This window comes from Roseateles sp. AC306 (genome assembly GCF_979253795.1).
Map to the genome: position 1 here is coordinate 1 of NZ_CEEDEB010000005.1, position 22,668 is coordinate 22,668.

General features: G+C 68.0%; 12 protein-coding genes. 11 read left to right on the forward strand and 1 reads right to left on the reverse strand.

All coding sequences use genetic code 11. From position 1 onward, the window contains the following. Positions 1–297: 297 nt before the first annotated feature. Entirely contained in the window at positions 298–1,614 is a 1,317-nt protein-coding gene (locus AC0IZJ_RS12275; protein WP_471850031.1) for an ABC transporter substrate-binding protein, read from the reverse strand. Positions 1,615–1,939: 325 nt separating this feature from the next. Between AC0IZJ_RS12275 and AC0IZJ_RS12280 the strand changes: the two genes are divergently transcribed. The 11 genes from AC0IZJ_RS12280 (at position 1,940) to AC0IZJ_RS12330 (ending at position 22,667) form a co-directional block, all read left to right on the forward strand. Further along, positions 1,940–3,427, forward strand: a complete 1,488-nt coding sequence (locus AC0IZJ_RS12280; RefSeq protein WP_471850033.1) for a glycosyl hydrolase family 18 protein — start codon at positions 1,940–1,942, stop codon at positions 3,425–3,427. 179 nt (positions 3,428–3,606) lie between these two features. After that, positions 3,607–5,025, forward strand: coding sequence for a carbohydrate-binding protein (locus AC0IZJ_RS12285; protein WP_471850035.1), 1,419 nt, complete (start codon positions 3,607–3,609; stop codon positions 5,023–5,025). A 97-nt stretch (positions 5,026–5,122) separates the two neighbouring features. Continuing rightward, the gene (locus tag AC0IZJ_RS12290; protein ID WP_471850037.1) at positions 5,123–6,172 is read left to right on the forward strand and encodes a LacI family DNA-binding transcriptional regulator; all 1,050 of its coding nucleotides are present in this window, start codon (positions 5,123–5,125) and stop codon (positions 6,170–6,172) included. Between the two features lie 645 nt (positions 6,173–6,817). After that, positions 6,818–9,850, forward strand: coding sequence for a TonB-dependent receptor (locus AC0IZJ_RS12295; RefSeq protein WP_471850039.1), 3,033 nt, complete (start codon positions 6,818–6,820; stop codon positions 9,848–9,850). 101 nt (positions 9,851–9,951) lie between these two features. Beyond that, a complete protein-coding gene (locus tag AC0IZJ_RS12300; protein WP_471850041.1) occupies positions 9,952–11,484 on the forward strand; it encodes a tryptophan halogenase family protein in 1,533 nt (510 codons plus the stop codon). Beyond that, a complete protein-coding gene (locus AC0IZJ_RS12305; protein ID WP_471850043.1) occupies positions 11,481–12,191 on the forward strand; it encodes a SapC family protein in 711 nt (236 codons plus the stop codon). The genes AC0IZJ_RS12300 and AC0IZJ_RS12305 overlap by 4 nt, the downstream gene beginning before the upstream one ends. A 2-nt stretch (positions 12,192–12,193) precedes the next feature. Then, the gene (locus AC0IZJ_RS12310; RefSeq protein WP_471850045.1) at positions 12,194–13,201 is read left to right on the forward strand and encodes a cupin-like domain-containing protein; all 1,008 of its coding nucleotides are present in this window, start codon (positions 12,194–12,196) and stop codon (positions 13,199–13,201) included. Next, positions 13,198–14,742: a tryptophan halogenase family protein gene (locus tag AC0IZJ_RS12315; protein WP_471850047.1), complete on the forward strand. Its 1,545-nt coding sequence runs from the start codon at positions 13,198–13,200 to the stop codon at positions 14,740–14,742. The genes AC0IZJ_RS12310 and AC0IZJ_RS12315 overlap by 4 nt, the downstream gene beginning before the upstream one ends. A gap of 175 nt (positions 14,743–14,917) precedes the next feature. Then, entirely contained in the window at positions 14,918–16,261 is a 1,344-nt protein-coding gene (locus AC0IZJ_RS12320; RefSeq protein ID WP_471850049.1) for an efflux RND transporter periplasmic adaptor subunit, read from the forward strand. Then, positions 16,258–19,434 carry an efflux RND transporter permease subunit gene (locus tag AC0IZJ_RS12325; protein ID WP_471850051.1) on the forward strand — a complete coding sequence of 1,059 codons (3,177 nt, stop codon included), beginning with the start codon at positions 16,258–16,260 and terminating at the stop codon, positions 19,432–19,434. The genes AC0IZJ_RS12320 and AC0IZJ_RS12325 overlap by 4 nt, the downstream gene beginning before the upstream one ends. Beyond that, on the forward strand, positions 19,431–22,667 hold the full coding sequence (locus AC0IZJ_RS12330; RefSeq protein WP_471850053.1) for an efflux RND transporter permease subunit: 3,237 nt from the start codon (positions 19,431–19,433) through the stop codon (positions 22,665–22,667). Before AC0IZJ_RS12325 ends, AC0IZJ_RS12330 begins: the two co-directional genes overlap by 4 nt. Position 22,668: the final 1 nt, after the last annotated feature.

A 22,668-nucleotide genomic window follows, 5' to 3' on the forward strand; every position in this document is an offset into this window, starting at 1 on the left:
GGTTCAAGCTCTGACTTCGCACCCCTTTGTTTGAACGCAGCGTAGCGAAGTGAGTTGGGTGCGGCCCCGGGCTTCGATGCAGTGAGGCAGGACCGAGCACAGCACCTGCGTGCTGTGCGACGCCTGACGAACGCCATGCCGCATGCAAGCGGCATGGCACGCAGGGAACCCCGACAGGGGCGGTTTCGCAGGGTAGAGCTTTTTGCTTACTTTTTGGCGGCGCAAAAAGTGAGTCGGCCGCCGGGACGAAATCCCGGCTGGGCCTGGCCAGCAAACCGACGCTCGAACAGCCTGCCATCACCGATTCGCCCGATGCACCACCAACGCCTGCGCGTCGGCAAGCGCCTGCGGAATCGCCTTGCCGTACTCCAACACGTTGTCCAGCTCGGCGTTGATGACCTCGTCGGCGAACTTGTGCTGCTTGTGCATCTTGACGACAGGAATGCGCCGCGCCGCATCACGCCACAGCTGCCTGGCGTGCTGGCCGCCGAGGAAGGGCACGGGCTGGTCGAAGAAGGCGTCTTCCTGCGAGGCCAGCAGGGCCGGGAAGGCGTCCTGCGACCGGAAGGCGTCGAGCTGGCGCTGGCGGTCCATCGTCAGTTCCTGGATGAGCTGCCAGGCCAGTTGCTTGCGCTCGGGCGCCGAGCGGCGCGGGATGGCGTAATAGGTGCCGCCGTAGGAGCAATAAGCGTTCTCGGGCAGCTGCGCCACGCGCCACTTGCCCGCCGTGCCGGGCGCCACCCAGTTGGCCATCTGGCCGGCCATCCAGCAACCGGACATCTCGGTGGCAAGGCGGCCACGCTTGAGCATCTCGGCCCAGTCGTTCTGCCAGACCTCGACACGGGCATCCAGGCCTTGCTGGCGCACCTTCTTCGCCAGCTCGAAGGCCCGCACGAAGCGCGCCGAGGTGATCTGTGCCCGACCCTGGTTGTCGACGAACTGGCCCTCGCCCGGCGGCGTGCCGGCACGCACGATGATGTCCTTGAGCAGGCGCACATCGCCAATCAGGTAGGCGCCGGTCCTGGCCTTCAGCTGGGCGCCGGCCTCGACATAGCTCTCCCAGGAGCGCGTCAGGTCCGCCTCCTTCAGGCCGGCCTGGGCCAGCAGGTCCACGCGGTAGAACAGCGCACCCGGGCCGATGTCGCTGGGCATGGCGACGAGGGCGCCCTGCCGGTTGCGCGCCGTCTCGATGGCGAAGGGCACGAACCTGTCCTTGAAGCGCTCGGCACCGAAAGCTGGCGCGGACAAGTCCTCCAGCCCCGAGCCCAGCGAGAAGCGGCCCAGGTAGCTCGTCTCCAGCGCAATGACGTCGGGCAGGTGGCCCGAGGTTGATAGCGCTGTCGTCATGGCCGTGTGATGGTCGTCGTATTGCCGGCTGATGACCTGGGCACGCACGTCGGGATGTCGCTGGCTCCAGCCCTTGAGCAGGTCCTTGGCGATCACGTCGACCAGCGGGAAGGCGGCCACCGTGAGCGTGCTTTCCGGCCCCCTTGCAGCGGCCACTGCAGGCCCGATGGCAGATACCAGTGCGCCGGCGAGCGAATCCGTCAGCAGCCGGCGGCGTGTGGGGAGAGGAGTAGAAAGGCCGGGCATGGTGTCTGAAAGCGCTTTCAAGATTGTGCATCGTGCCTTCTTTTGGCCGAACCGCATAAACCCTAGGCCATACGCCGACGAAGTGCTTTTCCCATGAGAAGCGGCACCGGCCAGCTTTTTCGCAACGTTTGCTCACCAGAGACAAGGGTTTTCACTCGTGACGGTCGTCGGGGTGGTTCGCAAAGTGGTATTCAAGAGGTTGTAGCTGTCGCAAGCTGGTTCAATACCAGTTGAACAATCTCAACGCCTGGGGGCCGGCTGAGGCCCGGGGAGTTCGGCCAGGTGAAGTGCGGGAATGCGGTACAGCCCATTCCCGCGATTGAAGCCATTGAACAGGACACGTTTCATGAACCCGCTTTCGACCGATATCCCCGCTCACCAGCTGCAGCGCCTTGCAGCCATCACGGCGGCCGCGTTTGCCACGCTGGCAGTGCCCACGGCCGCCGAAGCAGCCGCCTGCGCGACGGCGTGGGCGAGCTCCGCCGTCTACACCGGCGGCGCCATCGCCAGCAAGGGCGGCACCAACTACAAGGCGAACTGGTGGACCCAGGGCAACGACCCCGCGACCAGCAGCGGCCCCGCCGGCAGCGGCCAGCCGTGGACGTCGCAAGGCGCCTGCACGGCGGGGCCAGCCCCAGCCCCGGGTCCCGCGCCAGGCCCTGCCCCCGCACCCGGCCCGGCCCCTGGCCCGGCGCCCGGCCCCGCACCGGCCCCAGGGCTGAGTGACCCGGCTGCCAAGTCGGCCACGCAGTCTGCCCGCGCGTACACCGTCTACTACCCGACCTGGAGCGACAACTGGTTCGATGCCACCGGCAAGACGATGAACCAGGTCTTCCAGGCCAGCAACTTCGCGCGCATCCCCGCCAACTACACGCATGTGGTGGCCGCGTTCGCCCAGCCCAACTTCAGCTGGGGTGGCATGGCGGCCAACAACTGGTCCGGCACCGGCATCAACTTCAACGGCCGGCCGTCGGACATCAAGGCCGCCATCGACGTGCTGCACGCCCGCAACATCAAGGTGATCCTGGCCGTGGGCGGCGCGACCTACAACAGCTGGGGCACGCTCTCCGCCGAAGGCCATGCCGGCAGCGGGTCGACGATCACGGCGCTGGCCAACATCATGAAGGACGTGGGCTTCGACGGCCTGGATGTGGACTTCGAGATCGAAGGTCTCGATGCCTATGCCGGCGCCGTGAAAGCGATGCGCAAGGCGGTCGACCTGGCCGGCGGCGGGCGCATCCTGAGCGTGGCGGGCTGGTCCACCGGCGCTGACTGCACGGGCGCGACGCAGAACGACCCGCAATGCGCGGGCGTGGGTGTCAGCTACTGGGGTGGCAAGGCCGGGCTGGAGCGCCAGCTCGTCAACAGCTATCCGGCGCTGAAGACGGCGTTCAACCTCGTCAACATCATGACCTACGACGCGCGCTACGAGCACTTCGACGGCGTGACATCCTGGAAGCAGTACCGCCAGCTGTTCCCGGCCAGCACCATCGTGTCCATCGGCTTCGAGACGGCGCCCGAGGGCTGGTCCGGCGCACAGCTGGTGGTCAACAACGCCGATGCGCAATGCACCGGTTCGGTCATCCTGCAGAACAGCTACGGCGTCAACATCAACCAGGCCTACTCGGTGGAGCGCTACCTGAACGCGGTGACCAGCAGCACGCTGGCCAACAGGAACCCGCGTGACGGCGCCATGCTGTGGCAGGCCCTGAAGACGGCCACCGGCAGCTGCGGCAGCGCGCCGCTCGCGTCGCCCGGATCCATCGGTGTGAAGGCCGCCAACAGCCTCGGGCTGGTGAACGACCCGGCGCTGCAGAACGCACCCTGGAAGTGAGCCCCTCGGCAGGCCGCCGACCGGGCTCTTCCGGCTGGCGGCCTGACATGAACACGCCGACGGCGGGCCCCGGCCCCCTAGCTTCGCGCCTCTCAGGGTGTTGCCTAGGTTGCGCGGGGCTTCTTTTGGCCATCATCTGAAAGCGCTTTCAGTTTGGACAAAAACTACCGGAGACATCCATGAGATTTCCGCTTTCCCTCATCCGGCGCCTGTTTGCCGCGCTGCTTCTGGCGGCCACCGGCCTGGCTCACGCGCAGTGGCAACTCGTCTGGAGCGACGAGTTCAACGGCAGCATCGGCCCGAGCTGGGTCTTCGAGACCGGCGCGGGCGGCTGGGGCAACAACGAGCTCCAGTACTACCGCCGCGAGAACGCCACCATCGAAAACAACGCGCTGGTCATCACCGCCAGGCGCGAGAACTTCGGCGGCATGGCCTACACCTCGGCACGCATGAAGACGCAGGGGCTCAAGTCCTTCAAGTTCGGTCGCATCGAGGCGCGCATGAAGCTGCCTTCATTCCTCGGCGCTTGGCCGGCGTTCTGGATGCTGGGCGCCAACCTGCCGCAGGTCGGCTGGCCCGCCTCCGGTGAGATCGACGTGATGGAGAAGATCAACGACGAGCAGAAGGTCTACGGCACCATCCATTGGCAGGACCACACCGGCCAGTACGCCCAGTACGGCGGCAACGTGGCCACCACCGTGACCGACTGGCATGTCTATGCCGTGGAATGGGACGCCAACGTCATCCGCTGGTATGTGGACGGCACCAAGTATCACGAGGCCAGCATCGCGGGCGGCGTCAACGGCACCAGCGAATTCCAGAACGATTTCTTCCTGCTGCTGAACTTCGCCATCGGCGGCAACTGGCCGGGCTTCAACGTCAACACCGCCGCCCTGCCCGCCAAGATGCATGTGGACTATGTGCGCGTGTACGCACCCGCAGCCGGCGGCGTGGCGACGGTCTACCAGGACTGCAACTACGCCGGCTATGCGGCGGCCCTGCCCGAAGGCAGCTACACACTGGCCCAGCTGCAGGCCCGCGGCGTGCGGGACAACGACATGTCGTCGCTGCGCGTGAACGCGGGCTACCAGGTTCAGCTGTTCGACGGTGACAACTTCACCGGTGCCAGCGTGGTCAGGGTCGGTGACAGCGGCTGCCTCGTGGACCAGGCCTTCAACGATCGGGCCACCTCCGTCATCGTCGCCAAGGTCACCACGCCGGCCTGGTCGCGCCAGATCGAGGCCGAGGCGTTCAGCGCCCAGGCGGGCGTGCAGCTCGAGGCCTGCTCCGAGGGCGGTCAGAACGTCGGCTGGATCGATACCAGCGACTGGATGGCCTACAACAGCATCAGCTTCCCCACCAGCGGCAGCTACCGCGTCGAGTACCGCGTCGCGAGCGCTGCCGGCGGCACGTTGTCGCTGGATCTCAATGCCGGCAGCGTCCCGCTTGGCCAGGTGAGCGTGCCCGCCACCGGCGGTTGGCAGAACTGGACCACCATCTCGCAGACGGTAAACATCAATGCCGGCACCTACAACGTCGGCGTGTTCGCGGCCCAGGGCGGCTGGAACCTGAACTGGATCAGGTTCGTCAAACTGTGAGCACATCTCGAGGCGGGTCGGCTCAAGAGCGGCCCGGCGCGCGGCCTGAAAGCGCGGCAAACGCCCGGCCTACACTCGGTCACCTATTCGACCACCGATGAACGACAAGCAACCTCCCGCCAAGAAAGCGCCTTCAAGCCGCCCGGACGGCGTGGTCACGTTGGACCAGGTGGCGGAGCTGGCCGGTGTGTCGCCCAGCACGGTGTCGCGCATCCTGAACGGCACCGCCGCCGTCAGCCAGGCCAAGAAGGACGCGGTGGACGCCGCCATCCAGGAGCTGGGCTTTCGCCCGAACCCGGTGGCGCGCGGCCTGGCCGGTGGGCGCACGCTGTCGGTCGGCGTCGTCACGCAGATCATCTCCAGCCCCTTCTACGGCGAGGCGCTGCTCGGCATAGAGCGCGAGCTGGAGCAGGCCGGCTATGTGCCGCTCTTCGTCTCCGGCAACTGGCACGAGGACGACGAGCGCAAGGCCATCGAGACCCTGCTGTCGCGTCGCGTGGACGGCGTCATCGTGCTGGCCGGCCGCATCGCCGACGCCGAGCTGACGCGGGTGTCCGACAGCCTGCCCGTCATCGTCGTCGGCCGCCAGCTGAGCGGGCCGCAACTGTTCAGCTTCAGCTTCGACAACCGTGAGGGCGCCCGGCTGGCCACGCAGCATCTGCTCGAGCAAGGCCACCGCCGCATCGCCTTCATCGCCGGCGACCTGATGCACGACGACGCCGTCGAGCGCCAGAACGGCTACTTCGACGCGCTGGCAGCCGCCGGCATCGCGCAAGATCCCAACCTCATCGTGCAGAGCGACTACACCGAGGCCGGTGGCATGCTGTCGGTCAGCCGGCTGCTGGAGCGCGACGTGCGCTTCACGGCGCTGTTCGCCTCCAACGACCAGATGGCCATCGGCGCCTGCCTGGGCCTGCACCGGCGCAACCTGCGCGTGCCCGACGATGTCTCCCTCGTCGGCTTCGACGACCTCATCATGGCGCGCTATTCCATGCCGCCGCTGACGACGGTGCGCCAGTCCGTCTACGAGATCGGCATCGAGGCCGCCAAGGCCATGCTCGCCATGCTGCGTGGCGTCAAGCCCAAGGCGACGCTGCCCGGGCCGGAGCTGGTCGTGCGTGAGAGCACGCGGCGAGTGGGACGTTGACCCCTCGCCCAGCCTTGCCGCGCTGAACGGGGGCAAGCCTGGTCGGTCCCCCGGGGGGACGGCGATGCTCGCGGGGGTGCCCCGCTCGCACATCGCCAGGCGGGCCGGCTTGGGAGCGGCCCGGCGCACGGCTGGAAGCTGTTGACCCCTCGCCCAGCCTTGCCGCGCTGAACGCGGCCAAGCCTGGTCGGTCCCCCGGGGGGACGGCGATGCTCGCGGGGGCGGCCCCGCTCGCACATCGCCAGGCGGGCCGGCTTGGGAGCGGCCCGGCGCTCGGCCCGAAGACCAGTTCCAGGTTGCTTGCGTCGACTGTTGTTCCGCCCGGGAAAACCATGTGGCTGATCCCCATGCGCTGTCGCATGATTGCATGAAAGCGCTTTCAGTCGTTTCAGCAGGCTGCCGCTTTTCAACCCGGAACTACCCGTAGCCGCCGCGCCGAACGCCGCCAATCCCAATGGGGGTGGGGCTTTCACGACGGTGAGGCACCGGAACAACACTCCCTTGGTCCTTCTGGCCCGGCGTTGCCGCCAAGCCGCAGACCGAGGGTGTTGCCTAGGTTGAAAGCGCTGCCATTGACGTACGCTTGAAAGCGCTTTCAGTTTGTCATCGAGCCCACTCGACAAGACCACAACTCTGGAGACAAGTATGAGAACACCCCGCCCCGCCCCTCGCCACACCGCCCCTCGCCTCACCGCCCTGGCCGCCGCCAGCGGCCTGCTGTTCGCCGGTACCGCCGCGCTGGCGCAAGGCGGCAACCCCAACGCCGGCCCCACGCCGTCCAGTTCGGTGCCACAGGCGCTGGCCAGCACCACGCAACTGGAGACGGTCGTCGTGACCGGCATCCGCAAGTCGCTGGAGACCTCGGTCAATCTGAAGCGTTCGTCGTCGGGCCTCGTCGACGGCATCGTTGCGGAAGACATCGGCAAGTTCCCCGACACCAATCTCGCTGAGTCGCTGAGCCGCATCAGCGGCGTGTCCATCGACCGCGCCAACGGTGAAGGCACACGCATCACCGTGCGCGGCATGGGCCCCGACTTCAACCTGGTGCTGCTCAACGGCCGCCAGATGCCCGGCGCCAGCGTTGACGGCAGCGCGCCGGCCTCGCGCTCCTTCGACTTCTCCAACCTAGCCTCCGACGGTGTGTCGGCGCTGGAGGTCTACAAGACCAGCCGCGCCAGCAGCCCGACGGGCGGCATGGGCGCGACGATCAACGTCCGCACGCCCCGCCCCTTCGATACCAAGGAAACCATCGCCCAGGTCGGCGTGAAGCTGGTGGCCGACCAGTCCGCTCGCCGCCTGCCTGGCGAAGAGCAGGGCAAGAAGGCCACGCCTGAACTGAGCGGCATCTACAGCACGCAGTCCAACGACGGCATGTTCGGCATCACGCTGATCGGCAGCTACCAGGTGCGTGATTCCGGCTATTCGCAGGCCAACGTCAGCAGCGGCTGGAAGACCTTCAACGGCATTCAGGACAACGCCGACTGGGGCGGGGGTAACGCCGTCTGGGGCGGCTTGCCGCCCGCCAGCGCAGCGACCGAGATCAAGAACCGTCCGGCCGTGAACTCCATCTACAGCGTGCCGCAGAACCTGAACTACTCGTTCACCGGCGTGCACCGCGAGCGCCTGAATGGCCAACTGGTCCTGCAGTTCAAGCCGATGAAGGACCTGGTCGGCACGCTGGACTTCGTCATGTCGGAGCAGAAGTTCCGCCAGCGCCGCAACGACATTTCCGCCTGGTTCAACTACGGCGGCCATTTCGGTGAATACCAGACCGGCTCGCCCTCCTCGCCCATCATCTACGGCGAGCACATGACCAACTCCGACTTGGCCATGGGTGCCTCGCGCATCAACACCAAGAACAAGAATCAGCAACTCGGCCTGAACCTGAAGTGGAAGGCCACCGACGCCCTGAGCTTTGAGCTCGACGCCCACCGCTCCACCGCCACCTCGGGTGCCAACGATCCGCTCGGCACCTCCGTGACGCTGGGCACTGCGTCGCTGGTCCGCGGCGACACCTTCGTCGACTTCAGCAAAAAGTTCCCGGTGTTGTCGATGTTGGGCGGGCTCGACCCGACCAAGCAGGAACTGCAGGGCTCGGTGTTCGGCAACAGCTACCAGAGGAACCAGGTCAGCCAGGTGCAGACCAAGGGCAATTGGAAGATCAACGAAGACAGCAGCCTGGACTTCGGTCTGACCCTGACCGAGGTGAAGAACCGCTCGGCCTTTGCAAACGTCCAGCGCGACACCTGGGGCGGAGGTGCCGCGGGCGGCCCCGCCGCGATGCCGGACGACATCTGGAAGACCGACTCGATCAGCAAGTACTTCACCCGCATCCCGGGCTCGAACGACCCGCGCCTGTTCGACAAATTCTTCTATTTCAACTTCGAAGACCTGCGCGCCTCGGCCATCAAGGCCCTGGGTTCCGACACGCTGCTGAAGGCCTCGTTCGACTGGAACGACGATTTCCGCACCACGGAAAAGTCGCAAGCCGCCTTCGGCCAGTACAACCTGGCCTGGGAGTGGGGCGTGCCCATGGAAGCGGCCATTGGCGCCCGCTACGAGCGCACGAAGGTCGGCTCGCCGTCCACGGAGAAGATCCCGGTATCCGTGGCCTGGGTTGCCAACAACGAAATCCCCATCTCCTTCAGTGGCACGCGCTCGGCGTCGCGACAGGGCAAGTACGACTACTTCCTGCCGTCCATCGACTTGAGCGCGGATGTGACCAATGACACCAAGCTGCGCGTCAGCTACGGCCAGACCATTGGCCGCCCAGGCTGGAATGCCATCCAGGGCGGACAGCGGATCGACCCCCTGGCCCGCGTCGACGGTGGCGGGGCCTCGGTGGGCAACCCGGACCTGAAACCGCTGAAGTCGAGCAACATCGACTTCTCCGCCGAGCACTACTACGCCAAGAGCAGCTACGTCGCGGCGAGCTACTTCCGCAAGTCCCTCAAGGACTACAACCAGGCCGTCGTCGAGCGCAAGAACCTGTTCGACCTGCACACGCCAGTGGGCAGCGCGATGTACAACCAGGCTCAGACGACCGGGGCATGCGGCTCCGATTCCGAGTGCATCCGCAAGTACATCTTCGCGAACTTCCCGACCGCCCCCGGCGTCAGCCCGGGCGCGCCCGGCACGTCGCTGGGCACCATCACGGCCCAGCCGACAGACCCGCTGCTCATGTTCAATGTGGGTTCATTCGTCAACAACACCCGCACCAGCAAGATCAACGGCATCGAGCTGAACGCCCAGCACATCTTCGGCAACAGCGGCTTCGGCGTGTCGGCCAACTTCACGAAGGTGAAGTCCAACCTGGCCTACGACAACAACAAGCGTGGTGGGCAGACCGACGTGCTGGTCGGCATGGGCGACTCGGGCAACCTGGTGGGCTTCTTCGAGAACGAGGACTGGACGACCCGCCTGGCCTACAACTGGCGCGGCAAGTTCCTGGCGGCCAACTTCGATGGCGTGGAAGGCGCCCAGCCGCTGTACGTTGAACCCTTCGGCCAACTGGACTGGAGCGTGGGCTACAACGTCAACCAGCATCTGCGCCTGCAGTTCGAGGCCATCAACCTGACGGATGCGTACACCCGCACGCACATGCGCAACGAGAACCAGGTGGGTGCCGTCACCCAGCTGGGCCGTCGCGTGATGATCGGCGCACGCTACAAGTTCTAAGCTCTCGTCTGGTTCGGCGGCGCTCCGTTCAGGGGTGCCGCCCTTGTTCGCCGATGGGCGAGGCCGCGCGAGCGGCCCTTTTTGTTTGTGGGAGCCAGTGCGTGAACGACAGACTGCGTGAGGTGGTGGTGCTGGGCGGCGGCTCGGCGGGCTGGCTGGTGGCCGGGCTGCTGGCTGCCGAGCATGGTGAGCTGAAGATCACGCTGATCGAATCCAGCGACGTGCCGACCATCGGCGTCGGCGAGGGCACCTGGCCCTCCATGCGCGACACGCTGCGCCGCATCGGCCTGTCGGAGGCCGAGTTCATCCGCCGCTGCCAGGTCTCGTTCAAGCAGGGCTCGCGCTTCGACGGCTGGGCGCGAGGCAAGCCGGGCGCGCAAGGCGACCGCTACTACCACCCCTTCATGCTGCCCGTCGGCTATGGCGACGTGGACCTGGTCCAGCCCTGGCTGGCCACCCAGGGCGCCAGACCGTTTGCCGACGTCGTCAGCCCCTCGGTGCAGGTCTGCGAAGCCGGCCGCGCGCCCAAGCAGGTGCAGACGCCCGAGTTCGGCGCCGTCGCCAACTACGCCTATCACTTCGACGCCGGCCTGTTCGGCCAGATGCTGCGCGAGCATGCCGTTGCCACGCTCGGCGTGCGCCATGTCATAGACCACGTCGACGCCGTACTCAGCCATGAGAACGGCGACATCGCCGCCTTGCAGACCCGCGAGCATGGTGAGCTCAAGGCCGACCTCTTCATCGACTGCTCCGGCCTCACCTCACGCCTCATCGGCCAGCACTTCGGCGTGCCGCTGAAGAGCGAGCGCGACGTGCTCTTCAACGATGCGGCCCTGCCGCTGCAGGTGCCCTATGCACAGGCCGACGCGCCACTGGCCTCGGTCACCGTCGCCACCGCCTGGGCCAAGGGCTGGATCTGGGACATCGCCCTGCCCTCGCGGCGCGGCGTCGGCTGCGTCTACTCGCGCGCCCACGCCAGCGAGGACGAGGCCCACGCTGCCCTGCAGGCCTATCTCGACGCCACCGGCGCGCCAGCCGAGCGGCCCACGCCGCGCTCCATCCGCTTCGACCCCGGCTACCGCCAGCAGTTCTGGGTGCGCAACTGCGTCGCCATCGGCCTGTCCTCCGGCTTCATCGAGCCGCTGGAGGCCTCGGCGCTGGCCCTGGTCGAACTCTCGGCCCAGCGCCTGTGCGACGAACTGCCGATGACGCGCGCCTCCATGGACGCCGTCGCCCGCCGCTTCAACGACGACTTCAGCTACCGCTGGGCGCGCGTCATCGACTTCCTGAAGCTGCACTACGCGCTCAGCAGCCGCGACGACAGCGACTATTGGCGCGCGCACCGCGACCCCGCCACCTGGCCCGAGCGCCTGCGCGAGCTGCTGCCCATGTGGAAGCTGCGCCCGCCGGCCCGCCATGACTTCGGCCGCATCGACGAGGTCTTCCCTTCGGCCAGCTACCAGTACGTGCTCTACGGCATGGGTTTCCGCCCTGACACCCAGCCCCTGTCCACCACCAAACTGCAGGCAGCCCAGGCCGCCTTCGACGAGGCCGCCCGCCAGGCCCGCCGCTTCGTACCCGCGTTGCCCGGACACCGAAGCCTGATCAATCACATCCACAGCCAAGCGTCATGACCCGCCCCGTCCTGCTCGACAACGTCACCCACCGCCATCTGCGCGTCCGCACCGAGCGCTCCGCCGCGCTGGGCGACGCCCGCCAGTCGGCCCTGGCCCTGCCGGCCGAGTTCCGCCAGCTGCAGGCCCATTTCCCCATCGTCTTCCAGCTGGTCGAAGGCGACGCGGGTTTCCAGCCCGTCGCCTTGTTCGGCCTGGAAGAAGGCCAGAACCTCTTCATGACCCACAAGGGCTGGGATGCGCCCGTCGTGCCGATGGCGCTGCAGCGCGATCCCTTCATGATCGGCCGCGCCCCCGACGACACGCTGCAGCTGCACATCGACATGGACAGCCCGCGCATCGTGCGGCCCGAGGAGGGCGAGGTCGGCACCGCCATCTTCATGCCGCATGGCGGCTTCAGCGACCACCTCGACCATGTCGTGCAGCTGATGGAGCATCTCCACGCCCAGGCCCAACATCTGCCGTTCTTCATCGAGGCGCTGACCCGCCACCAGTTGCTGGAGCCCTTCGTCATCGACATCGAGACGCCGGGCGGCGAGCAGGGCCGGCTGTCGGGCCTGTTCACCATCCACGAAGAGCGCCTGGCCGCCCTGCCCGGCGCCGCGCTGGAGGCCCTGGCACGCGAAGGCCATCTGCTGCCCATCTACATGCAGATCGCCTCACTGCAGCAGCTGCAAAGCCTCGTCGAGCGACAAAGCCGCCTCTGATCATGAGAGAAGTACCGGCCTGGACCGGGGCATTCGACCCCGACAACCTGCCCGCCGAACTCCTGACCGGCGACCGGCCCTACGTCGTGCGCGGCGGCTTCGCGCACTGGCCGGTGGTGCAGGCGGCCCGGCGGTCCGACGAGGCGCTGGCCCGCTATCTGATGGGCTTCTACAACGGCGTGCGCATCGGCCTCTTCCAGCTGGCGCCCGAGGCGCGCGGCCGTGTCTTTTACGCTGACGAAACGCTGAGCGGCTTCAACTTCAGCCGCCATGCCGCCACGCTGGATCAGGTGCTGACCGGGCTGCTCGGCCTCAGCGCAACGCCCGAGCCGCCGGCCCTGTACGTCGGCTCGACAACGGTGGAGGCCGTGCTGCCGGGCTTTCTCGACGTCAATGCCCTGGGCCTGGGCGCACGCGACGCCCTCGTCAGCCTGTGGCTGGGCAACCGCACGCGCATCGCCGCCCACTACGACCTGCCCGACAACCTCGCCATCGTCGCCGCCGGCCGGCGCCGCTTCACGGTCTTCCCGCCCGAGCAGATCGGCAACCTCTACATGGGCCCGCTGGACCCGACCCCGGCCGGCCAGCCCGTCAGCCTGGTCGACTTCGAGAAGCCCGACTTCGAGCGCTTCCCGCGCTTCGCTCGTGCGCTGGACGCTGGCGAGGTGGCCGAGCTGGAGCCCGGCGACGCCATCTTCATCCCCAGCATGTGGTTCCACCACATCGAGGGGCTGGCACCGGTCAACCTGCTCATCAACGCCTGGTGGCGCCAGACGCCCGACTACGTCGACTCGCCACTGAGCACGCTGCACCTGGCCCTGATGACGCTGCGCGACCTGCCCGAGAAGGAACGGCGCGTCTGGCAGCACCACTTCCAGCATTTCGTCTTCGGCGCCGATGACAGCACCTGGGCCCACATTCCGGAGGCCGCCCGCGGCCTGCTCGGCCCCATCGACGACACCCTTTCGCGCCAGGCCCGCGCGCAACTCCTGACGAATCTAAAAAGATGAACACGCCCAACTCTTTGTTCCGCCGCGTCGTCATCGCCGGCGGCGGCACCGCCGGCTGGATGATGGCCGCGCTCATGAGCAAGCTGCTCGGCAAGCAGCTGGACATCAAGCTGGTCGAGTCCGAGGAGATCGGCACCGTCGGCGTCGGCGAAGCCACCATCCCGGCGCTGCACACGTATCACAACCTGCTCGGCATCAACGAGGCCGAGTTCATGGCGGCCACCAACGCCACCTTCAAGCTCGGCATCAATTTCGAGGGTTGGAAGAACATCGGCGAAGACTACTTCCACTCCTTCGGCTCGACGGGCAACGACCACTGGAGCGCCGGCTTCCAGCACTTCTGGCTCAAGGGCCGCGCCGAAGGCCTCGCCAAGACCTACACCGACTACAACCCGGAGACGGTCGCCGCCTTCGCCAACCGCTTTGCCCACCTGCCACGCAGCGGCCTGAACTACGCGTATCACATGGACGCCGGCCGCTATGCCAAATACCTGCGCGCGATGAGCGAAGGCTACGGTGTGCAGCGCATCGAGGGCAAGATTGCCGCGGTGCTGATGGACGGCCCGCACGGCCGCAACGGCGACATCACCGCGCTGCAGATGCAGGACGGCAGCCGCATCGACGGCGACCTCTTCATCGACTGCACCGGCTTTCGCTCCATGCTGATCGGCGAGGCCCTGGGCGTGGGCTACGAGGACTGGTCCTACTGGCTGCCCTGCGACCGCGCCGTGGCCGTGCAGACCGCCTCCGTGCGCGAAGCCTGGCCCTACACCCGCTCCATCTGCCACCCCTTCGGCTGGCAATGGCGCATTCCGCTGCAGAACCGCGTCGGCAACGGCCTGGTCTACAGCAGCAAGGAGCTGAGCGACGCCGACGCGCCCGAGGTGATCAAGAAGAACGTCGAGGGCGAGCTGCTGATCCAGCCGCGCGTCATCAAGTTCCTGCCCGGACAGCGCGACAAGGTCTGGCACCGCAACTGCATCGCCGTGGGCCTGGCCAGCGGCTTCGTCGAGCCGCTGGAGTCCACCAGCATCCACCTCATCCAGCGCGCCGCCATCCGCCTGATGCAGATGTTTCCGCAAGGCGGCATCCAGCAGGCCGACGTGGATGAGTTCAACCTGCAGTCCAAGCGCGAGCTGGAGCACATCCGCGACTTCATCGTCCTGCACTACACCGTCAACGAGCGCACCGACTCCAAGCTCTGGAAGCATGTGCGCGAGATGGACCTGCCCGCCACGCTGCGCCACCGCATAGCCCTCTTCCGCGAGACGGGCCGCGTCTTCCGCACCAGCGACGAGCTGTTTGCCGAGAACTCCTGGGTCCAGGTCATGCTGGGTCAGGGCATCACGCCCGAGCGCCATCACCCGGTGGCCGACCTGATGGGCCGGCAGGAGCTGAGCACCTTCCTCGGCGACATCCACCTCAAGGTCGCGCGCACGGTGGCCGGGCTGCCGCAGCACCAGGCCTATGTGGAGCAGCTCTGCGCGCCCTACCGCAACGCGACGCTGGCGCAGCTGGCGGCGGTGCCGGCCAAGGCCTAGGGCAGCCCTCTGAGGGGCCGCTGCCTGGAGGCGGCGGCTGCGGTGTCGGGCGGTCGCGCTACAGAGCAGCAACATGCCGCGGGTCTAATCAGCCAACGGCACGACGGCGGGCGAGATGCTTGCCCCGCGGACGCGCCGTGCGCGAATCCGAAAAACAGCCGCCCTGGACAGCCCGATGCCCCCACTCGACCCCCTGCCCGACACACCGACGCCTGCCGGCCCCACCGCGTCACCGGTACGCAAACCGCGTTCGCGCACCTGGGCCACCGTGCTGTCCGTGCTGTTGCTGGCGGGTCTTGTCGCACTGGCCTGGTGGCTGACCCACCGCGCACCTGCGGATCCCGCACCAGGCGCCCGGCCCGGTGGGCGCGGTGGGCAGGCCACCACGGTCGGCGTGGCCACGGCGCGCAAGGCCGACGTGCCCATCACGGTGGAAGCGCTGGGCACCGTCACGCCGGCGGCCACGGTCACGGTGCGGCCGCAGGTGTCGGGCGTGCTGCAGCAAGTGCTGTTCAAGGAAGGGCAGCTGGTGCGCAAGGGCCAGCTGCTGGCCACCATCGACCCGCGCCAGTTCGAGATGGCGCTGATGCAGGCCACCGGCCAGCGCCAGCGCGACGAAGCGCAACTGGAGAACGCGCGCCTGACGCTGCAGCGCTACCAGACGCTGTTGCAGCAGGATTCCATCGCGCGCCAGGACGTCGACACCCAGGCGGCACTGGTGCGCCAGCTGGAAGGCACGGCCACTACCAACCGCGCCAATGAAGGCACGGCGCGGCTGAACCTGGGCTACAGCCGCATCGTGGCGCCGATCGCCGGGCGGGTCGGCCTGCGCGTGGTGGACATCGGCAACGTCGTCAGCGCAGGCGACGCCAACGGCATCGCGGTCATCACGCAGACCGCCCCCATCGATGTCGAGTTCTCGCTGCCGCAGGACCGCGTGCCCGAGCTGCAGGCGCGCGTGGGCAGCGGTGCCGTGCTGCCGGTGACGGCGCTGGACCGCACCCGCAGCACCGTGGTCGGCGAAGGCCGCTTCGCCACGCTGGACAACCAGGTCGACACCCAGACCGGCACTGTGCGTGCCAAGGCCCGCTTTGCCAATGCCAAGGAAGCGCTGTTCCCCAACCAGTTCGTCAATGTGCGCCTGCTGCTGCAGACGCTCGAAGGCGCCGTTGTCGTGCCGGTCGCCGCGCTGCGCAATAGCAGCAAGGGCGAGTTCGTCTATGTGCTCGACGAGGCGGCGCGCACGGTGGCCACGAGGCCCGTGAAGCGTGGCCCGGCCACCGACGAGATGGTGGTCATCGCCAGCGGGCTGCAGGCGGGCGAGAAGGTCATCACCGAAGGCGCGGACCGGCTGAAGGACGGCGGCCGCGTGACGCTGCCGGGCGATGCGCCGGCGTCGGGCGCAGGCGGTGGGCGGCGCGGCCCTTCGTCTGGCGCGTCGGGCGCTTCCGGTGCCAGGACAGGCGGCGACGCTGCCTCGGGCCCGCGCCGACGCGCTTCTGACGCGGTCGCGCCATGAGCGCAGTGCCGCCGGACGTGGCGGACGTGACGGCCGAAGCGGACGACGCCATCAGCGGGCCGTCGCGGCCCTTCATCGAGCGGCCGGTCGCCACGTCGCTGCTGATGCTGGCCATCGTGCTGGCCGGCTTCCTGGGTTTTCGCTTCCTGCCGCTGTCAGCGCTGCCGCAGGTCGACTACCCGACGATTCAGGTGCAGACGCTCTACCCCGGCGCCAGCCCCGAGGTGATGAGCCAGACGGTCACCGCGCCGCTGGAGCGCAACTTCGGCCAGATGTCCGGCCTGCAGCGCATGAGCTCGACCAGCGCCGCCGGCGTGTCCATCGTCACGCTGCAGTTCGGCCTGGGCCAGACGCTGGACGTGGCCGAGCAGGAGGTGCAGGCCGCCATCAACGCCGGCGGCTCGCTGCTGCCGGCCGACCTGCCGGCGCCGCCCGTCTACGCCAAGGTGAACCCGGCCGACGCGCCGGTGCTCACGCTCGCCATCACGTCCGACAGCCTGCCGCTGACCGAGGTGCAGAACCTCGTCAACACGCGGCTGGCGCAGAAGATCAGCCAGGTGGCCGGCGTCGGCCTCGTCTCGCTCAGCGGCGGGCAGCGCCCGGCCGTGCGCATCCAGGCCGACACGCAGGCGCTGGCCTCCTACGGCCTGGGGCTGGACACCGTGCGCAGCGCCATCAGCGCGGCCAATGCCAACAGCGCCAAGGGCAGCTTCGACGGGCCGACCCGCGCCTACACGATCAACGCGAATGACCAATTGCTGACGGCCAAGGAATACGCCCAGCTGATCGTCGCCTTCCGCAACGGCGCGCCAGTGCGGCTGACCGATGTGGCGCGAATCGTCGACAGCGCCGAGAACGTCAAGCTGGGCGCCTGGGCCGGCACGAACGCCGAAGGAGGCCAACTCAAACCGGCCATCGTGCTGAACGTGCAGCGCCAGCCGGGCGCGAACGTCATCGCCACGGTCGACGCCATCAAGGCGCGGCTGCCTGAGCTGCAGGCCGGCCTGCCCGCCAACGTCAACGTGCAGGTGCTGAGCGATCGCACTACGGGCATACGTGCCTCGGTGCTGCATGTCGAGATCGAGCTGCTGCTGGCCGTGGCGCTGGTGGTGCTTGTCATCTTTGCCTTCCTGCACGACCTGCGCGCCACCGTCATCGCCAGCCTGGCGGTGCCGATCTCGCTGATCGGCACCTGCGGCGCGATGTACCTGCTGGGCTACAGCCTGAACAACCTGAGCCTGATGGCGCTGACCATCGCCACCGGCTTTGTCGTCGACGACGCTATCGTCATGATCGAGAACATCGCGCGCTACATCGAGGAGGGCGAAAAGCCGATGGCCGCCGCGCTCAAGGGCGCGTCGCAGATCGGCTTCACCATCATCTCGCTGACCGTGTCGCTGATTGCGGTGCTGATCCCGCTGCTGTTCATGGGCGACGTCGTCGGCCGGCTGTTCCGGGAGTTCGCGGTGACGCTGTCGATCACCATCCTGATCTCGGCCGTCGTGTCCTTGACGCTGGTGCCGATGATGTCCGCGCGCTGGCTGAAGCAAAGCAGCGACGCCGAGCACCCGCACTCACTCAGCGCCCGCTTCCAGCGCGTGTTCGACCGCGTCGTGCACCGCTATGACGGCGCGCTGCAGGTCGTGCTGCGGCACGAGACGCTGACGCTACTGGTGGCGCTGGCCACGCTGGCGTTGACCGTGGCGCTCTACCTGTGGATTCCGAAAGGCCTCTTCCCGACCCAGGACACCGGCCAGCTGCAGGTCCGCATAGAGACGGCGCAGTCGGTCTCCTACGCCCGCATGTCCGAGCTGCAGCAGGCGGCGGCCCGGGCCATGCTGGCCGACCCCGATGTCGAGAGCCTCAGCTCGCTGACCGGCGTCGACGCGGCCAACAACACCATGCTGCACACCGGCCGGCTGCTCGTGAACCTCAAACGCGAGCGCAGCGGCAGCCAGCAGGAGACCATCGCCCGCCTTCGCGATCGCGCCCAGCAGGTGGCCGGCGTGGCCGTCTACCTGCAGCCGACGCAGGACCTGACCATCGACGCCGAGAGCGGGCCGACGCAGTACCGCGTGTCGATGGAAGGTGCCGACAACGCCACCGTCACGCGGTGGGCAGGCACCCTCGCGCAACAGCTGCAAGGCGTGCCGCAGGTGCGCAATGTCGTGTCCGACGCCGGCGCCACGGGCCTGGCCGCCTTCATCGACATCGACCGCGACACCGCATCGCGCCTGGGCATCAGCGCGGCCTCGGTGGACGACGCGCTCTACAGCGCCTTCGGCCAGCGCATCGTCTCGACCATCTTCACCGAGACCAACCAGTACCGCGTCATCCTGGAGGCCCGGCCCGACCTGCTGACGACGCCGGAGTCGCTGGGCCTGCTGCACCTGAAGACCAGCTCGGGCACGACGACGCCGCTGTCGGCCATCGCCAAGATCACCGAGCGCCATGCGCCGCTTCAGGTCACGCATGTGGCGCAGTACCCGGCCACCACGCTGGGCTTCGACACCGCCCCCGGCGTGTCGCTGGGCCAGGCGGTCGATGCCATCAAGCAGGCCGCCGTGGACGCCAAGCTGCCGGCCAGCGTGACGCTCACCTTCCTCGGCGCGGCCGGCGCCTACCAGCAGTCGCTGAGCAGCCAGCTGTGGCTGATCCTGGCGGCGGTGGTGTGCGTCTACATCGTGCTGGGCGTGCTGTACGAGAGCTACATCCACCCGCTGACGATCCTGTCGACGCTTCCCTCGGCGGGCGTGGGCGCGCTGCTGGCGCTGATGATGGCGGGCCAGGACCTGGGCGTCATCGGCATCATCGGCATCATCCTGTTGATCGGCATCGTCAAGAAGAACGCGATCATGATGATCGACTTCGCCATCGAAGCGGAGCGCCAGGAAGGCAAGTCGCCCCGCGAGGCCATCCACCAGGCCGCGCTGCTGCGGCTGCGGCCCATCCTGATGACGACGCTGGCGGCGCTGTTCGCCGCCGTGCCGCTGATGCTGGGCTTCGGTGAAGGCGCCGAGCTGCGCCGGCCGCTGGGCATCAGCATCTTCGGCGGGCTGATCGTCAGCCAGCTGCTGACGCTGTTCACGACGCCGGTGATCTATCTGGGCTTCGACAGGCTGGGCCGACGGTGGGGGCGGCGCAAGCAAGCGGCGCGGGAGGCGTCGGCGTGATTTTTTCGGAGTTCTTCGTCCGCCGGCCGATTGCCACCGTCCTGCTGACGGCCGGCGTGGCGATGGCCGGCATCGGCGCCTTCTTTGCGCTGCCGGTGGCACCGCTGCCGCAGGTCGACTACCCGACCATCTCGGTCAGTGCGCGGCTGCCGGGCGCCAGCCCCGAGACCATGGCCACCAGCGTCGCCACGCCGCTTGAGCGGCGCCTGGGCGCGATTGCCGGCGTCACGGAGATGACGTCCAACAGCGGCAACGGCTCGGCGCGCGTCAGCCTGCAGTTCGAGCTGAACCGCAAGATCGACTCGGCGGCGCGCGAGGTGCAGGCGGCCATCAACGCGTCTCGCGCCGACCTGCCAGCCACACTGCGCAGCAACCCGACCTACCGCAAGGCCAACCCGTCCGACGCGCCGGTGATGATCCTGGCGCTGACTTCGGACACGCGCAGCGCGGGGCAGATCTACGACGCGGTGTCCAACGTCGTGCAGCAGAAGCTGGCCCAGGCCGACGGCGTGGGCGATGTGGAACTCGGCGGCGGCTCGCTGCCCGCCGTGCGCGTGGAGCTGCTCCCCTACGTACTGAACCGTTATGGCCTGAGCGCCGAGGACGTGCGCGCGGCGCTGCAGTCCAGCGCCGCCAACCGGCCGAAGGGCGCCATCGAAGGCGACGGCCGGCGGCTGCAGATCTACAGCACCAACGCCGCTGGCACCGGCCGCAAGGCGGCCGACTACCGCGACCTGGTGGTGGCCTGGCGCGACGGCGCCGCCATCCGCCTGACCGACGTGGCCGACGTCATCGACAGCGTCGAGGACACGCGCACGCTGGGCCTGTTCAACGGCCAGCCGGCCGTGGTCGTGCTGATCACGCGCCAGCCTGGCGCCAACGTCATCGAGACAGTCGACGGCATCCGCGCCCTGCTGCCCGAACTGCAGGCACAGCTGCCGCCCGACGTGAAGCTGCAGGTGGCGTCCGACAGCACCAACTCCATCCGCTCGTCGCTGCACGAGGTGGAGGTGACGCTGATCATCGCCATCGTCCTCGTTGTGCTGGTGGTGAGCGCCTTCCTGCGGAGCGCGCGCGCCACCGTCATCCCGGCGGTGGCCACGGTGGTGTCGCTGCTGGGCACCTTCGGCGTCATGCTGGGCCTGGGCTTCAGCCTGAACAACCTGAGCCTGATGGCGCTGACCGTGGCCACCGGCTTCGTCGTCGATGACGCCATCGTCGTGCTGGAGAACACGGCGCGCCATGTCGAGGCCGGCATGGGCCGCATGCAGGCCGCGCTGCTCGGTGCGCGCGAGGTCAGCTTCACGGTGCTGTCCATCAGCCTGAGCCTGATCGCGGTGTTCATCCCGCTGCTGTTCATGGGCGGGCAGGTGGGCCGGCTGTTCCGCGAGTTCGCGGTCACGCTGTCGGCGGCGGTGATGATCTCGCTGATCATCTCGCTGACGACGACGCCGATGATGTGCGCCTGGCTGCTGAAGCCGGTCGACCCACTGAAGAAGCCGGGCCGCATCGCCCGCTTCTTCGAAAGCGGCTTCGACCACCTGCACCGTACGTACGCGTCCAGCCTGGACTGGGCGCTGGCGAGCCGGGCGCTGGTCATGCTGATCCTGGTGACGGTCATCGGCCTCAACGCCTACCTGTTCAGCGTCGTGCCCAAGGGCTTCTTCCCGCAGCAGGACACCGGCCAGATCAACGGCGGCATGCGCGCCGACCAGAGCATTTCCTTCCAGGCCATGCAGGGCAAGCTCAAGCAGCTGGTGGACATCATCCGGCGCGACCCGGCGGTGGACACGGTCGTGGGCTTCACCGGCGGCGGGCGGGCGGGCGGCGGCTTCATGTTCGTCAACCTGAAGCCGGTGGCGGAGCGCGGCGAGGGCAACAACGGTGGCCAGGCGGTCATCGCGCGGCTGCGGCCCAAGCTGGCGGCCGTCACCGGCGTGGCGCTGTTCCTGAACCCGGTGCAGGATCTGCGCATGGGCGGCCGACAGAGCAATTCGACCTACCAGTACACGCTGAAGAGCGACAACGCCGCCGACCTGAAGCGGTGGGCCACGCGGCTGGCCGAGGCCATGAAGCAGCAACCGGAGCTGACCGACGTCGACACCGACCAGCAGGAGAACGGTGTCGAGACCTATGTGACTGTCGACCGCGACAGCGCCGCCAAGCTGGGCCTGACGGCACGCGACATCGACAACGCGCTCTACAACGGCTTTGGCCAGCGCCAGGTGGCCACCGTCTACGACGAGCTGAACCAGTACCGCGTCATCATGGAGGTGGCGCCGCGCTATGCCCGCAGCCCCTTGGCGCTGAACGATGTGCAGGTGCCCGCGCGCGGGCCGGCCGGCACGGCGGCGGCGACCACCACGGCAGCCACGGCGACCGCCATCAACCCCGCGCTGCGCGACTCGTCCACCGGTCAGGCGGTGAGCAATTCGATGACGCGCATGGTGCCCCTGACGGCCCTTGCCAGCGTTGCCGAGAGCGCCACGCCGACCTCCGTCAACCACCAGGACGGCGAACTCGCGACCACCGTGTCCTTCAACCTGCCGGAGGGCGTGATCCTGGCCGACGCGCAGGCTGCGGTGAAACGCGCGGAGGCCGGCATCCGCATGCCCACCAATGTGCGCGGCAGCTTCCAGGGCAGCGCCCGCAGCGCGCAGCAGTCGCAGCAGGAACAGCCGCTGCTGATCCTGGCCGCCATCGTCGTCATCTACATCGTGCTGGGCGTGCTGTACGAAAGCCTGGTGCACCCGATCACGGTGCTGTCGACGCTGCCGTCGGCCGGCATCGGCGCGGTCCTTGCGCTGATGCTGTTCCGCATGGACTTCTCGGTCATTGCTTTGATCGGCGTCTTCCTGCTGCTGGGCATCGTCAAGAAGAACGCCATCCTCATCATCGACTTCGCGCTGGAGGCCGAGCGCTCGCGGGGGCTGTCCGCCGTCGACGCGGTTCGCGAGGCCTGCCTGCTGCGCTTTCGGCCCATCCTGATGACGACATTGGCCGCTGCCTTGGGCGCGCTGCCGCTGGCGATTGGCTTCGGGGAAGGCGCCGAGCTGCGCCGGCCGCTGGGCATCACCATCATCGGCGGGCTCATCGCCAGCCAGTTGTTGACGCTCATCACGACGCCCGTGGTCTACGTGCTGCTGGACAAGCTGCGCCGCAAAGGCCCGGGCGATGCAAGCCTGGCCCGTGTGGCGTCGTCCGAGCCTCCTGCCTCCCCTGCCCCGCTGTGAC